Here is a 13,068-nt window from a genome sequence, read left to right as displayed (position 1 = left end):
ACCGTGCAGGACTGCTGACCATTCATCAGAAAACCGGCGCCGCGCCCTGTCTCAACATAGCCATCATAGCTATGATGACTGCCTTGCCCGGACTTGGAGGCGTCGCACCATGGCACAGGCTCAGCCGCAGCAACCGCAGGCCACCGCGGAGTTCGACGTGATCGTGGTCGGCGCCGGATCCGCCGGCTGCGTACTCGCCGCCCGCCTGTCCGAGCGGGCCGACCGCACGGTCCTGCTCCTGGAGGCCGGGCCCGACCATGCCGCGGACGGCGCGGTGCCGGACGAGCTGAGGTACCTGTCGCGTCCGGTGGCATGGCCGTACAACTGGGGCGACAAGGTCGCCGCGGCCGACGGGCGCCTCCTCAACTACGCCCGCGGCCGCGGCGTCGGCGGCTCGTCCGCGACCAACGGCGCGGTCGCGATGCGGCCCGAGCCCGAGGACTTCGCGGCCTGGCCCGCGGAGCTGGGCTGGGACCGGATGCTGCCGTACCTCAACCGCATCGAGCGCGACCTGGACTTCGGGGCCGCGGACTACCACGGGGACGCGGGTCCGATCCCGATCGTCCGGCACCCGGAGGCCGACTGGTCGCCGCTGCAGCACGGCTTCGTGACCGGATGCGTGGGTGCCGGCCTCGAGTTCTGCGCCGACCACAGCCGCCCGGGCTCGACCGGGGCCGGGCCGATCCCGATGAACCGGCGCGGCACCGAGCGGGTCTCCAATGCGGCCGCGTACCTCGCGCCGGCCCGCGAGCGCCGCAACCTGACCGTACGCGGCGACGCCCACGTACGCCGCATCCTGCTGGACCCGGCCGCGGGCCGTGCGATCGGCGTCGAACTGGCCGACGGGGCAAGCCTGTACGCGGGCGAGGTCGTGCTGGCCGCCGGGGTCGTGCAGAATCCGCTGCTGCTGTGGCGCTCCGGCATAGGACCGGCCGCCGGCATCGCCGCGCTCGGCATCGACCCGGTCCACGAACTGGCCGCGGTGGGACGGAACCTGACGGACCATATGGTGGTGTCGTACCGCGCCCCGGTACGCCCCGAGGCGGTCCCGGACGGCGGTCCGACATTGCAGACCATCGCCCGCGCCACCGCCCCGGGTTCGGCCGCCGACCGGCGGCACGACCTCCAACTCACGCCGATCGCCCGGCGCAACGCGGACGGCACGCGCGAGATCGAGATCAGCGTGGCCCTCCAACTCCCGGACGGCAGCGGATCGGTGACGCCCGGCGGAGCCGCGCCGGCGGACCCGGCGCGGATCGCATGGCCGTTCACGGACGACGCCGGGAATCTGTCCCGGCTCGCGGCAGGTATGCGGCTGGCCGCCCACGTCGTGGCGGAATCGGGACTGCTGCTCGACCACGCCGCCCTACGCGCCGCGCACGCGACCCGCGAGGCGCCGGACGACGTACTCGCCCCCGCCTCCGGCTTCTACGCCTTCTACCACGGCGTCGGCACCTGCCGGATCGGCGACGGCCCGGCCTCGTCCGTCGTGGACGCGGGGCTGCGCGTGCACGGCTTGGCCGGTCTGCGCATCGTGGACGCGTCGGTGGTGCCGGCCGTGCCTCGGGCCAACACGCATCTGCTGGTCACCGCGCTGGCCGAGTTCGGCGCCGAACTGGTGGCAGCGGACGCCTGACCCCGGCGGGCCGCACCGGGGGCATGGCCTCCCGCACCCGCGCATTGATCAAGTCGCGCTGTTGTGGGTCTTGTTCCTTGCCTTCGGCCGTGCGATATATGCAGGGACGACGCGGCATCCGGCTCGCGGACACGTCACGCGGACGCGGAGCGGCAGCCGCTCCGCCGGGGAAACGAGGCTGTTGTGGGTCGAGAAGGTCGATTGCTGCTGACGAACGCCACGGTGCTGAACGGGATCGACGGGCCCGCGGCGGGACGCACGGTGGTGATCGACGGCGACCGGATCGCCGCGATCGGGACACCCGCGGACGGCCCGGGTCCGAGCGCGGCCGACGGCGCCGAGGCGGCCGCGTCGCTGGTCCCGGCCCCCGGCGACACCGTGGTGGACCTCGCCGGGCGCACCGTGATGCCGGGCATGTGGAGCTGCCACTTCCACTCCACGTACCACGAGCTCGGCTCGCGCCCGAACGTGCCGTACGGCAACGACTTCCCGCCCTCGTACCAGGCGCTGATCGCAGCGAAGAACCTGCGGACCGCGCTCGAACACGGCTACACCGGCGTAGTCGGCGCGGGCGGCGCGAACGAGGTCGAGCCCGGCGTCAAGCGGGCCGTCGAGGACGGCCTGATCCCCGGCCCGCGCTTCTGGCCGTGCGGCCGCGAACTGTCCACGACCGGGCACGCCAACGACACGGTGCCGTGGCACTGGGGCATGCCGCAGTCGGGCGCGGTGCGGATCTGCGACGGCGCGGACGAGTTCCGGTTCGGGGTGCGCGAGGAGATCAAGCGCGGCGCCGAGGTCATCAAGCTGTTCGTGACCGGCGGGCACGGCACGCTCGCCCCCAAAGACCGCATCGAGATGACGCGGGACGAACTGGCCGCGGCGATCGAGGCCGCGCACTCGCGCAATGTGCTGATCCGCGCGCACCTGGTCAACAAGCCCGCCATCATGATGGCGCTCGAACTCGGCATCGACATCGTCGACCACTGCGACGAGATGGACGACGAGATCATCGCCGCGCTGGTGGAGACGGGCGCATCCGTCGTCCCGTCGCTGCACTTCCCCAAGCACTTCCTCGAACTCATGGGCGACGGGTTCGGCTTCGGTGCCGAGGCGATCCGCGCCGACCTCGCGCACATGTACGAGGCGATCCCCAAGGCGCAGGCGGCCGGCGTGCGGTTTGTGCTGGGCGACGACTACGGCGCGATCGGCTTCGCACACGGCCTCTACGGGCGCGAACTGCGCCTGTACACCGAGCAGGCCGGGATCTCTCCGCTCGAAGTGATCGGCTGGGCCACCCGCAACGGCGCCGAACTCGCCCGCCGCGGACACGACCTGGGCACCCTGGAGCCCGGCAAGCTGGCCGACCTGCTGGTCCTGGACGGCGACCCGGCCACCGACATCGGCGTCATCGCCGAGGGCAAGCCGCTGGCGGTGCTCAAGGGCGGCGAGGTCGCGGCCGGAGAACTGCCCGGAGCCTGACGCTCTTTCCCGCTCCCCCACTCCCCCGCTTCCCCGCGGCGGTACGGCGCTCCGGCGGCGCACCGCCGCGGGGTCCCGGCGGTGCGGAATACCGCCCGCCGCGGCCACCCGGCCGACGGGACGGCTTCGCTCTGCCCCATACTCGTCGCCCATGATCCCCGAAGCCGCCGCCTCCGGAGCCGCCGGCCCGCACGCCGTGCACCACGGCTCCGAACTGCGGGTCAGCCCGCTGGAACTCTTCTTCGACCTCGTCTTCGTCTTCACCGTCATGCAGCTGGGCGACAGCCTGGCGCACCACCTGGACGCGGGCGGCCTGGCCCGCGTGCTGGTGATACTGGCGGTGATCTGGTGGATGTACGACGCGTTCATATGGCTGTCCAACGCCATGCCGCCGTCCAACCACCGGCGGCGCGGCCTGCACCTGCTGGGCATGGGCGCGTTCCTGGTCATCGCGCTGACCATTCCGCACGCGTTCGACGGCAGCGGCGTGGCGTTCGGCTGGGCGTACCTGGCGATCGTGGTGCTGCACACCGGCATGTTCGCCGCCTCGGGCGTGCCGGCCGGCCCGGTACTGCGGATGGGCGGCCTCAACCTGCTGGGCGGAGGCCTGGTGACGCTCGGCGGCTACGTCGAGGGCCGGCCGCAGCTGGTCCTGTGGGCACTGGCGTTCGCCCTCCAGTTCGCGATCCCGCGGCTGGTCGACCTGCCGGTGTTCCGGCTGCAGGCCCCGCACTTCGTGGAGCGGCACGGCCTGGTGGTGATCGTGGCGTTCGGCGAGACGGTCCTCGCCATCGGGATCGGTGCGGGCGACGCCCGGCTGACCGCACCGCTGCTGGTCTCGGCGCTGCTGTCGCTGGCCGTCCTGGTCGGCTTGTGGTGGGCGTACTTCGGCCACGGGGACGACGAGCACTGCGCGGACTTCCTGGCCTCCCTCGACGACGCCCGCCGCAACCGCCTGGCGGTCCGCCTCTACAACCTCGCGCACTACTTCCTGCTGCTCGGCGTGCTGCTGACCGCGGTCGGCGCGAAGTCGGTGGTCGCCCACCCGGCCGACACCATCGGCACCGCACCGGCCGCCGCACTGGCCGGCGGCGTCGTGGTCTTCCTCCTGGCGAACGCGGCGATCCGCGGCTCGGTGGGCCTGACCCCGCACACCCCGAGGCTGATCGGCGCCGCCGCGGTGGCCGCCACCGTACCGCTGGGCACCGAGGGTTCCGCCCTGGCCCAGGTCGCCGGCGCAGCCCTGGTCCTGGCCGCGGTCTTCGCCTACGAGGAAACGGCAACCCGCGGCACCGCGGATGCGGCTGATGCGGCCGGTTCAGCCGGCATTGCCGACGCCGCGGCGCGGAACGCCTAGGAGTCCGAAGCCTTCGGGGAGCCCGGCGGCTCCGCGGCACCGGGCGCTGCCGCCGACGCGGCCGGGCGGGCGATCGTGCAGACCAGTTCGCCGTCCCGGACGTCCGCGACGATCTCGTCGCCGGGTTGCGCCTCGCCGCCGAGCAGCAGGGTCGCGATCCGGTTGTCGAGCTCCGCCTGGATCGTGCGGCGCAGCGGGCGCGCCCCGAACTCGGGCTGATGGCCCTGCTCGACGAGCAGCTTCTTGGCCGCCTCGGTGACCCGCAGCTCCATGTTCTGGGCGCGGACGCGGCGCCGGCTGTGGTCGAGGAGCAGGTCGACGATGCGGCCGAGCTCGTCCTCGCCGAGGGCGTGGAAGATGATGATGTCGTCGATGCGGTTGAGGAATTCGGGCAGGAACCGGCCCCGGAGGTCGGCCATCAGCTCGTCGCGGATCGCGGCGGTGTCGCCCTGGTGCGCGAGGATCCGCTGCGCGCCGATGTTGCTGGTCATGATGACCACGGTGTTGCGGAAGTCGACGGTGCGGCCGCGCGCGTCGGTCAGGCGTCCGTCGTCCAGGACCTGCAGCAGGGTGTTGAAGACGTCCGGGTGGGCCTTCTCCACCTCGTCGAAGAGCAGCACGCTGTACGGCTGCCGGCGGACCTTCTCGGTCAGCTGGCCGGCTTCTTCGTGGCCGACGTATCCGGGCGGGGCGCCGAGCAGCCGGGAGACGGTGTGCTTCTCCTGGAACTCGCTCATGTCGAACCGGATCATCCGGTCCTCGTCGCCGAACAGCAGTCCGGCCAGCGCCTTGGCCAGCTCGGTCTTGCCGACGCCGGTCGGGCCCAGGAAGAGGAACGAGCCGACCGGGCGGTTCGGGTCGCCCATGCCGGCCCGGTTGCGGCGTACCGCCTGCGAGACCGCGACGACCGCCTCGTCCTGCCCGACGACACGTTCGTGGAGGGCGTCCTCCAGCTTGAGGAGCTTGTCCTTCTCGCTCTCGGTGAGGCGCGAGACGGGGATGCCGGTGCGGCGGGAGAGCACCTCGGCGATGTCGGCGGCGGTCACCGCGACCACGCCTTCGCGGCGTTCCCCGAGGCCGGCCAGGACGGACTCGGCGTCGGCGATCTTGCTCTTGACCTCCGCGGCGCGTTCGAAGTCCTCGGCGGCCACCGCCTCGTCCTTCTCCCGGCGCAGCTTGGCGAGCTCGTCCTCGCCGTCCGCGACGGCCGTGCTCCGGCCCAGCGAGGCGAGCCGGACGCGCGCGCCGGCCTGGTCCATGAGGTCGATGGCCTTGTCGGGCAGGAAGCGGTCCGACACGTAGCGGTCGGACAGCTCGGCGGCGGCCACCAGCGCCTCGTCGGAGAAGCGCACCTGGTGATGGGCCTCGTAGGCGTCGCGCAGGCCCTGGAGGATCTCCACGGTCTCGGAGACCGTCGGCTCGGGGATGATGACGGGCTGGAAGCGGCGTTCCAGCGCGGGGTCCTTCTCGATGTGCTTGCGGTATTCGTCGAGCGTGGTGGCGCCGACCGCGTGGAGTTCGCCGCGGGCCAGAGCCGGCTTGAGCATGTTGCCGGCGTCCATCGCCCCTTCCCCGCCCGCGCCCGCTCCGACGACGGTGTGCAATTCGTCGATGAACAAGATGGTCGAGTGCTCGGCGGCGGCCACCTCGTCGATGACCTTCTTGAGGCGTTCCTCGAACTCGCCGCGGTACTTGGAGCCGGCCACCAGGCCGGAGAGGTCGAGGGCGACCACGCGCTTGTCCTTGAGCGTCTGCGGCACGTCGCCGGACACGATGCGCTGCGCGAGGCCCTCGACGATCGCGGTCTTGCCGACGCCGGGTTCGCCGATGAGCACCGGGTTGTTCTTGGAGCGGCGGGAGAGGATCTCGACGGTCTGCTCGATCTCCTCGGCGCGGCCGACCACGGGGTCGAGCCGGCCGGAGCGGGCGTCCTCGGTGAGGTCGCGGCCGTACTCGTCGAGGGTCGGGGTCTCGCTGGGCTGCCCGGTGCCGGACCCCGCTCCGGGACCTTGCCGTTCGCCGCGGCCGCTGCCGGCGCCGCGGTCCACGGCCTGGTCCAGCGCGTCGACGTCGGTGCCGCGGGCGCGCAGCAGCTTGGCCGCGCCGGTGTCGGGGTCGTCGAGCAGCGCGCCGAGGATGTGCTCAGGGCCGATGTACGAGCCGCCCGCGGCCTGCGAACGCGCGTGCGAGGCGATGAGCACGCGCTTCGCGGCGGGGGTGAGGCCCGGCTCGGCGGACGGCATGCCGTCCTCGCGCGGCAGCACCGCCGCGATGTCCTGCCCGAGCCGTTCGGGGGCCGCACCGGCCTTGGCCAGCAGCGCCCGGGAGGGCTCGGTCTGGGTGGCCGCCCACAGCAGGTGCAGCGTGTCCAGGTCGGCACTGCCGTCTTCCTCGGCCTTGCCGGAGGCCCGCGCGAGGAGTTCCCGGGACGACTCGGTCAGCAGTCGGCCGATAGGCACCCGCTGCACCGCGGGCGGCGAGGCCGCGGGCGAGGTACCGAAGAACCGGTTCAGGAGATCGGCGAACGGGTCGGACGGGCCATAGGAACCGAAGGACGACAACGACATGGGGAGTCCTCGCGAGAAACCGTCGGGGGCACGTGCCTTCCCACTCAAACAGAGGCCCAGAAGGCCCGCAAAAGGGGCAACCTGCCGGCGTACGCAGCGCAACGGGCGCGCCCGAGCCGCAGCAACAGGGCTCTCTGCGGCCCGTCACCCGCTCGGCCCAGCCGCGAACGGGTGACGGCCCGATCCCCGGGCGGTCGCGACCCCGGTGGCTCCCACTCCGAAATCCCGCTTTCCCTCGCGAGGCCAGGGACGGCACGATTCCGCCCATGCAGAGCTTCCCCATGAACCCTGACAGCCTTGCCGGTCCGGTCGTCCTCGTCGACGACGGCGGGGGCCGGTGGAGCCTGCACCGCAAGCGCCTCGACCTGCGCGTGGTCCGACGGCTCGCCAAAGACCGGGATGCGGTCGTCATCTGGGGAGACATGGGCGGGATCAGCCCGCGTGCGTTGTCGGAGGCGGAGCGGGGTGAAGTCTGGGCACAGCTCAAGGACGCGTACGCAGGCCCGGGTGGAAAGCCGGACGGTCGCTACTTGGGCCACGAGTTCCGGTCCGACGACGGCTGGCGGATGCTGTACGTCGAGGACCACTGCTGAGGTCGGCGGTCTCCTGGGTGCGCAGCACCGCGGCCCGCATGGCCGCGGGCCCTTCGCGCAGCCCGGCGTCGAGCAACCGCACCGCCGCAGCAACCGACACAAGGACATATCGTCGCCCACCCCCGCGGCAGCGGACGCCCGCACTCATTCGAACGGGTGAACCACCCTGCGCGAACAGGCGCCACCGGACCGAACAGCGCGGCGAGCCGGGGCGGCGCAGGTCGGGTACATGCCATGCGGAATTCTTGACCCATGGAGTTTTCCGGCGACTTGGCTTCGCTCGCGTTCTTGCCCGAGCATCTGCGAGGCGTTCCGTACGTCTACGCGCGGCATCCGGAGGCGACCGAGCCCGGGGACGTGTCGGGCGGGGCGAACTGCCAGGTCTACGCGTACGCCGTGCTCGCGCACTTCGGGCGGTACGTGCCGCCGCTGCACTCTTCCGGGTTGTGGGCCGAGCACGACGCCGTGCAGACCGTGGCGGATCCGGCGCCGCTCGACCTGCTGCTCTTCGACTCGGGGCCCAAGCCCGGGCTGGAAGAAGGCTATGCGGCGCACGTCGCGGTCCACGTCGGGCCGGACCACGTGCTGCATCTGTGCCAGGAGGTCGGCGTCCCGGTGGTGTGGCGGTACGCGGAGTTCGCCGCGCGGCCGCGCTACGCCCGGCTGCTCGGCGCCAAGCGGGCCCGCGGGGTGCCTCTCGACAGGGCCGTTTCGCCCTGAAATCCGGCTACTTCTTGCCCTTGAGGGCCGCCGGCTCGCCCGCCGACAGCGGCTGGACGGACTCCAGGTGGCCCCACACGATCAGCCGGTGCGTGCTGCCGTTCTTCGGCTCGCAGGTGGTGAGGGTGATGTACTTGCCGGGCTTGTCGTACGCGGACTCCGGCAGCGCGGCGACCACGCCGACGTCGCTCGGGACGGTCTTGTAGACCGCCTTGCCGGGGTTGTTCGCGGCGTTCACCAGCGGCTGGTCGAGCGTGTACACGTACCAGTTCATGGTGTCGCGCAGGATGACCTTGTCGCCGACCTTGAGCTTGTCGAAGTCCAGCATCGGGTCGCCGTACGTCTTGCGGTGGCCGGCCACCGCGAAGTTGCCGTCGGCACCGAGCGCCGCGGAACCCTCGTACCAGCCCAGGCCCTTCTTGAGGATCTCGGTGCGGGCGCCGGCCAGCACGGTCCAGTCCCAGTCCTTGCCGAAGCGCGGGATGTACATGACCGCGAAGGTCTCGCCGATCTCGTACGGGGGCGGCGGCGGGACGGCCGGGGTCTCGACGGCGGGCTGGCCGACGACCGGTGCGACCGGCGCGGGCGTACCGGTGGCGGCCGCCTTGGCCTGGACCTGCTCGGTCTTCTTCTCCAGCTTGGACAGTTCGTCGGCCTGCGCCTCGCGGGCGAGCACACCGGTCCAATACAGCTCGAAGACCACGAACAGCAGCATCACGATGCTGAGCGTGATGAACAGCTCGCCGAATCCCCGTATCAGGGTGCGCAGTTTCACGCCGCCCCTCTCCCCTCGCCCCGGTCACAAGTGCCGCCGACTCTGGCACACGAGGCGGGCAAGTTCCACAGCCGGGTGCCGATAGCCGGAGGCGGCAGCCGTGCCTCAGCCCGGTTCGGCGGTCGGCGTCGTGCGCAGGCCGCGGGCCCGGGGGTCGGCGGCGAGCAGCAGGCCGACCGCCAGCATCGGCACGGCTGCGGCCGCGAACCCCCACCGCACCCCGGCGGCGACCACGACGCCCATGAGGGCGACGGAGACCGGTTCGAGGACCACCCGCGGCAGGTAGATGACGCTGTTGACGCGCCCGAGGTACTCCGGCGGGGTGCGCGTCTGCACGTACGTCGGCAGGGCGACGTCGCTCGAGTAGGCGACGCCGAAGCCCAGCATGGCGAGCAGGGCGGCCGCTCCCCAGGCGGTCGGGGCGAAGCCGAGTACCGCGAAGGCGGCGCCTTCGGTCAGGGTCATGCCGACGATGAGCAGGCCCCAGCGTTCCGGGAGCCCGGTGGCCGCGGCGGCCGCGGAGCCCAGGAGCTGGCCGAGGCCCCAGGCCGAGACCAGCAGGCCGAGCGTCATCGGGCCGTCCGGGTACGTCGCGGCGAGGGCGGGCAGGCCGACCGCGAACAGCCCGGCGTAGCTGAGCGTCGCGGCGCCGACCAGCAGGAGCACGGTCCGCACGTCGCGGCTGCGCCGGGCGTACGCGAGCCCCGCGGTGATGTCGCGGCGCAGCGCCGAACCGGTGCCCGCGGCGCCGGGCCCGCCGTCGGCAGCGGGTGCCGGGCGCTCGGCCGCGGGCTGCCGCCGCGGCACCGACGCGATCGCCGCCGCGGCGGCCAGGAACGTCGCGGCGTTGAACCAGGCCGCGGTGGCGGTCCCGGCCCACACCACCAGGGCGCCGCCCAGCACCGGGCCGGCCAGGCGTCCGCCCTGCTCGCCGAAGCCCACCCAGGCGTTCGCGCGGGCGAGGTCGTCGTGCGGCACGAGCTGCGGCAGGATGCTGCCGCCGGCCGGCACCGAGAACGCCTCGGCGGCGCCGGCCGCGAGGCCGAGCGCGAAGAACTGCCAGGTGTGCACCTGTCCGGCGGCCGATGCGGCGCCCAGCGCGAGGACTGCCGCGGCCCGGACCAGATGGCAGGCGAGCAGCACGGTCCGCGGCGACACGCGGTCGGTGACCGCGCCGCCGAGCAGCATCAGGACGCCGCGCGGCACGGCCTGCACGACCAGTACGGCGGCCAGCAGGGCCGGGGATCCGGTGTGTTCGAGGACCAGCCACAGGAAGGCGACCTCGAAGGCCAGGTCGCCCAGTCCCGACAGGGCTTCTCCGGCCCAGACCCGCCGGAAGACCCGGTTCCGGAACAACGCACGCGACGGCATGCCACCCCCTCGGAAGCGTTCGTACGCTACGCCGCGCCCGCAGCGCCGCCCACCGAATTACCGTCCTGCGGCGCCTCCGACGGTCCGTCCCCCACTCGGCGCAGCGCGTGCCCCGCTCCGGACGCGCCCTGCGCCATATGCACCTAATGTCGCAAAAAGGCAGCGGCCCGGTGGCGGCCGCCCCGAGGACCACGAGGACAGGAGCCCTCCATGTTCGGACGACTCGGCCGGCTGGTGGTCCACAACCCGTGGAAGGTCATCGGGCTCTGGGTGCTCGCCGCCGTCGTCCTCGTGGCGTTCGCGCCGAAGTTGTCCGACATCACCGATCAGGACACCGCGAGCTTCCTGCCCTCCAAGTACGAGTCGGCGCAGGCTGCCGAGCTCGCCGAGGCGCAGTTCCCGCAGTCCCAGGACCAGTTGGCGCAGATCGTGGTCAAGCGGGCGGACGGCGCGCCGCTGACCGAGGCCGACGTCGCCAGGACGCAGGAGATCCTCACGCAGGTCGGCGCGCAGACCGTGGTGCCGACCGATCCGCAGGTCGGCGACGTCACCTCGGTCAGCCCCGCGCTCGTCTCGCCGAACCGGCAGATCGCGGTGGCCACCGCGACCATCAAGGGCAGCGCCCAGGACACCGCGGTCAACGAAGCGGTCAAACATCTGCGCGACGCGACCAAGCCGCTGGTGGCGAACACCGGGCTGGTGGTCGGCTACGCGGGCGGCCCGGCGATGTCGCTGGACAACGAGGACGCCTTCAAGCGCGCCGAGGCGATCGTCGGCATCGCCACCGTCGTGCTGATCCTCATCCTGCTGCTGGTCATCTTCCGCAGCCCGGTCGCCGCGCTCATGCCGATCGTCATGGTGGGCCTGGTGGCGATGGTCGCGCCGCCGGTCATCGCGCTGTTCGGCAAGGCGTTCGGGCTGCATGTCGAGCAGTCGCTGATGACGATCCTCATCGTGGTGCTGTTCGGCATCGGCACCGACTACATCATCTTCCTGCTGTTCCGGTACCGGGAGCGCCTGCGCGCGGGCGACGACGCGAAGCTCGCGATGGTGGTCGCGGTCGAGCGGGTCGGCGAGGCGATCGCGTCCGCGGCCGGTGCGGTCGTGGTGGCGTTCGGCGCGATGATCCTGGCCACCTTCGGGGGCTACCGGTCGATGGGCCCGGGCCTGGCGATCGCCGTCGTGGTGATGGCGCTGGCCGCCCTGACGCTGGTCCCGGCGGTGGTCTCGCTGCTCGGCCCGAAGGTGTTCTGGCCGTCCAAGAGCTGGCAGCAGGTGCCGCAGGGCCACGGCTTCCAGCGCCTCGGCGCCCAGGTGGGCCGCCGCCCGGTGCTGGTCGGCGGCATCGCCGCGCTGATCATGCTGGCGCTGTCCGCGGGCGTGCTCGGCTTCAAGGCCGACTACGACGCGCTCGGCCAGCTGCCGGACAACACCGAGTCAGCGAAGGCCGCCAAGGACCTGGAGACGGGCTTCCCGGCCGGCCTGCTCAATCCGACGCAGGTGTTCGTCTCGTCCACCGGCGGCGCCCCGCTGGACCCGGTCGCGGTCGGCGCGTTCGCCCGCTCGCTGGAGACCGACGACGACGTGGGCACGCTCAAGCCGGTCAACCCGGGCGCGGCGGTCCCCGAGTACGTGACGTACAGCGCGGACCGCACCGCCGCGATGATCCAGGTCGTCCTCGAGGAAAGCCCGTACACCACCGAGGCGCTGGACGCGATCGGCCCGCTGCGCGAGACCGCGAAGGCGCAGGCGCCGCCGGGCACGGAGGTCCTGGTCAGCGGCGGCACCGCGCAGTTCGCGGACATCCGGGACGCCACCAACCACGACATGAAGGTCATCTTCCCGGTGGCCGGCGCGCTGATCATCCTGATCCTCGCGCTGCTGCTGCGCAGCCTCGTGGCGCCGTGGTACCTGATGGCCGCCGTGGTGCTGGGCTTCCTGGCCACGCTGGGCGCGACGGTGTACGTCTTCCAGGGGCTGGTGGGCGATCCGGGCGTGATGTTCTCACTGCCCATCATGATCTACATGTTCGTGGTGGCGATCGGCACGGACTACAACATCCTGATGGTCGCCCGGCTGCGCGAGGAGGCGCAGCAGGGCCACGAGCCCCGCGAGGCCGCCGCATTGGCGGTCGAGCACGCCGGCCCGTCGATCGGCGCGGCCGGCGTCATCCTGGCCGGCACGTTCGCCTCGCTGATGTTCGCGGGCATCGCGATGATGACGCAGATGGGCTTCGCGGTCTCGGTCGGCATCATCATCGCCGCGTTCATCATGTCGATGTTCCTCGTCCCCTCGGTCACCGCCCTGATCGGCCACGCCGCCTGGTGGCCCGGCCACGCCGACCGCGCGACCCGCCCCACCCCGCCCGACCCGACCGAGCAGGCCGGCGAGGCAGAACACGCCGGCATGCACTGACCGGACGCCCCGCGGCGCCGCGGTCAGCCGGTCCTACGTTGTTGTGTGGGTTGATCATGGCCAGTCGTATGGTCATGGGGCCCAGAGACACCGGGTGTGGCTTTCAGTCGGTTGCCCTCGATGGTTCAGATCACCTGGCCGCCCGGTGTCTCACG

General features: G+C 72.3%; 9 protein-coding genes. 6 read left to right on the top strand and 3 right to left on the bottom strand.

The window, feature by feature from the left end:
* Positions 1-109 precede the first annotated feature (109 nt).
* From LZ495_RS09125 to LZ495_RS09115, 3 genes are all read left to right on the top strand, one after another.
* Positions 110-1,636 (top strand): GMC family oxidoreductase, encoded by a 1,527-nt coding sequence (locus LZ495_RS09125; RefSeq protein ID WP_235051530.1) that lies wholly within the window; start codon positions 110-112, stop codon positions 1,634-1,636.
* A 201-nt stretch (positions 1,637-1,837) separates the two neighbouring features.
* The gene (locus tag LZ495_RS09120) at positions 1,838-3,115 is read left to right on the top strand and encodes a metal-dependent hydrolase family protein (RefSeq protein WP_235051529.1); all 1,278 of its coding nucleotides are present in this window, start codon (positions 1,838-1,840) and stop codon (positions 3,113-3,115) included.
* A gap of 151 nt (positions 3,116-3,266) precedes the next feature.
* The gene (locus LZ495_RS09115) at positions 3,267-4,472 is read left to right on the top strand and encodes a low temperature requirement protein A (protein ID WP_235051528.1); all 1,206 of its coding nucleotides are present in this window, start codon (positions 3,267-3,269) and stop codon (positions 4,470-4,472) included.
* Here the strand turns inward: LZ495_RS09115 and LZ495_RS09110 are convergent.
* Complete coding sequence (locus LZ495_RS09110; protein ID WP_235051527.1) at positions 4,469-7,039, bottom strand: ATP-dependent Clp protease ATP-binding subunit; 2,571 nt, start codon at positions 7,037-7,039, stop codon at positions 4,469-4,471. The two genes, LZ495_RS09115 and LZ495_RS09110, sit on opposite strands and share 4 nt — an antisense overlap.
* Positions 7,040-7,305: 266 nt before the next feature.
* On the opposite strand from LZ495_RS09110, the gene LZ495_RS09105 reads away from it, so the two are divergent.
* The gene (locus LZ495_RS09105; RefSeq protein ID WP_235051526.1) at positions 7,306-7,632 is read left to right on the top strand and encodes a hypothetical protein; all 327 of its coding nucleotides are present in this window, start codon (positions 7,306-7,308) and stop codon (positions 7,630-7,632) included.
* Between the two features lie 252 nt (positions 7,633-7,884).
* Positions 7,885-8,352 carry a cell wall hydrolase gene (locus LZ495_RS09100; protein WP_235051525.1) on the top strand — a complete coding sequence of 156 codons (468 nt, stop codon included), beginning with the start codon at positions 7,885-7,887 and terminating at the stop codon, positions 8,350-8,352.
* A 7-nt stretch (positions 8,353-8,359) separates the two neighbouring features.
* Here the strand turns inward: LZ495_RS09100 and LZ495_RS09095 are convergent, their stop codons facing one another.
* Complete coding sequence (locus tag LZ495_RS09095; protein ID WP_235051524.1) at positions 8,360-9,127, bottom strand: class E sortase; 768 nt, start codon at positions 9,125-9,127, stop codon at positions 8,360-8,362.
* A 105-nt stretch (positions 9,128-9,232) separates the two neighbouring features.
* Positions 9,233-10,498 carry an MFS transporter gene (locus tag LZ495_RS09090; RefSeq protein ID WP_235051523.1) on the bottom strand — a complete coding sequence of 422 codons (1,266 nt, stop codon included), beginning with the start codon at positions 10,496-10,498 and terminating at the stop codon, positions 9,233-9,235.
* A gap of 210 nt (positions 10,499-10,708) precedes the next feature.
* Between LZ495_RS09090 and LZ495_RS09085 the strand changes: the two genes are divergently transcribed.
* Positions 10,709-12,913 carry an MMPL family transporter gene (locus tag LZ495_RS09085; protein WP_235051522.1) on the top strand — a complete coding sequence of 735 codons (2,205 nt, stop codon included), beginning with the start codon at positions 10,709-10,711 and terminating at the stop codon, positions 12,911-12,913.
* Positions 12,914-13,068 lie beyond the last annotated feature (155 nt).

Origin of the sequence: Yinghuangia soli (genome assembly GCF_021502675.1) — a bacterium.
GTDB classification, from domain to species: domain Bacteria; phylum Actinomycetota; class Actinomycetes; order Streptomycetales; family Streptomycetaceae; genus Yinghuangia; species Yinghuangia soli.
This window is presented reverse-complemented; position numbering and strand designations above follow the sequence as displayed.

Coding starts and splice junctions, on each gene's coding strand:
- LZ495_RS09125 (WP_235051530.1), top strand. CDS start 110: ATGGCACAGGCTCAGCCGCAGCAACCGCAGGCCACCGCGGAGTTCGAC.
- LZ495_RS09115 (WP_235051528.1), top strand. CDS start 3,267: ATGATCCCCGAAGCCGCCGCCTCCGGAGCCGCCGGCCCGCACGCCGTG.
- LZ495_RS09110 (WP_235051527.1), bottom strand. CDS start 7,039: ATGTCGTTGTCGTCCTTCGGTTCCTATGGCCCGTCCGACCCGTTCGCC.
- LZ495_RS09105 (WP_235051526.1), top strand. CDS start 7,306: ATGCAGAGCTTCCCCATGAACCCTGACAGCCTTGCCGGTCCGGTCGTC.
- LZ495_RS09100 (WP_235051525.1), top strand. CDS start 7,885: ATGGAGTTTTCCGGCGACTTGGCTTCGCTCGCGTTCTTGCCCGAGCAT.
- LZ495_RS09090 (WP_235051523.1), bottom strand. CDS start 10,498: ATGCCGTCGCGTGCGTTGTTCCGGAACCGGGTCTTCCGGCGGGTCTGG.
- LZ495_RS09085 (WP_235051522.1), top strand. CDS start 10,709: ATGTTCGGACGACTCGGCCGGCTGGTGGTCCACAACCCGTGGAAGGTC.